General features: G+C 57.3%; 1 pseudogene. It reads left to right on the top strand.

Features of this window, described 5'->3' with window-relative positions:
- Positions 1-500: 500 nt before the first annotated feature.
- Positions 501-1,417 (top strand): annotated as a pseudogene (locus AB0M27_RS47820) (hypothetical protein); the annotation flags it as partial.

The raw sequence follows: 1,417 nt of genomic DNA, 5'->3' as shown, positions 1-1,417 counted from the left end.
TGGATAGGTATGTCAAGCCCTCACTCCGAGCACGATCTATCTACTGCGTCAAGGCGCCCGCCGCGCGGCGGTACAGCCCGTGCGGCGAAGCGCCCCCGGCCTGGGCTCCTGTCTCCGCCCCGCTGCAAGCCCATCCGCCGGCTGCATGCCTGATCGGGTTGATGGCTGGCTACTCCCTCCATGGCCGGACGGCCAGCCCCGCGAAGGCTAAGTGGTCGCCGCGCCATAGTTCGCACCTCGATCCCACGTCTTGTGGCAAAGAGCCAGTCGCACATCGCCCACTGTGACAAACTGCCCCATCGGTAACGCAAGTTATCTGCTTACAAGCCTTTCTCTGCGCCCACGGCTTCACCACGTGCGAACACGTGCGACCGCGGACGGAAGCATGTGCACGTCAGGAGCGATCGGTGAGCGTAGGGCAGCCAGCACAGCCTCAGCAGCACGAGCGGCCACCAGCCGTAACCAGGGTCGAAGTCAAAAATTTTCGCCTACTACGGGAGGTGAGCGTAACTTTCGATGAGGACGTTACTGTATGCGTGGGCAGAAACAATACAGGGAAGACTTCCCTCGCCGAGGTGCTCAGTAGGTTTTTGCGTCCCGGTGAAATTAGCCTACGCCTAGAGGACTTCTCCGCAGAATCATACATAGAGTTCGCCGAAGCGTATCGAAGGTTCTCTAAAGGCGACGAGGCCGAGGCCAGGACACTGCTACCCGAAATCTCTACAAAAGTCTTCCTGGACTACGACAACAGTGCGGGCGAATACGGAGATCTGGGTCCTCTCATCGTCGACCTTGACCCGGATTGCACTCAGGCCATTATCGCCATTCGCTACGCACTCAAGCCTGGAGCGATGAAGGACTTCTTCCGTGATGCACCAAAAAAACTGACAGGAGAATGGAGCGAATCCCTGCTACTATCCCTCGTCGGCCCACGGATTCCCCACCTCTACGAGCGCACAGCGATTGCCATCGACCCGACCGACATGACCAATTTTCGCGACATTTCGATGACGGACGTCGCCCGTGCCATCAAGGTCGATTTCGTAAAGGCACAGCGGGGTCTCGATGACGAAAAGGAACGCCCCAAGGACCAGATCGGAAAGATTCTTGAATCGCTATTTATGGTAGCCGCCAAGGCCGATGATGGATCCATCCTGAAGGATTTCGCAAATAGTACCGAAAACGCCTTGGAAGAGATCGTCGAAAAGCTAAACACTCACTTGCAGGAGATGTACAGCAGGATGGCACCGACTGTCTCTGAATTCGGCTATCCAGGCTTGGGAAACAAAAACTTTTCAACGCGGACCACTCTCGACCCCAAGCGCCTTCTGTCGAACTTCACCAGCATCAAGTATCCCGGTTCGGCCGGCGTGGAGCTCCCCGAGTCATACAGCGGGCTCGGGTCGCGCAACCTTTT

Origin of the sequence: Streptomyces sp. NPDC052107, from assembly GCF_040680215.1 — a bacterium.
GTDB lineage: Bacteria > Actinomycetota > Actinomycetes > Streptomycetales > Streptomycetaceae > Streptomyces.
The sequence above is the reverse complement of the archived record's forward strand: the minus strand, read 5'-3'. Positions and strand labels throughout refer to the sequence as shown.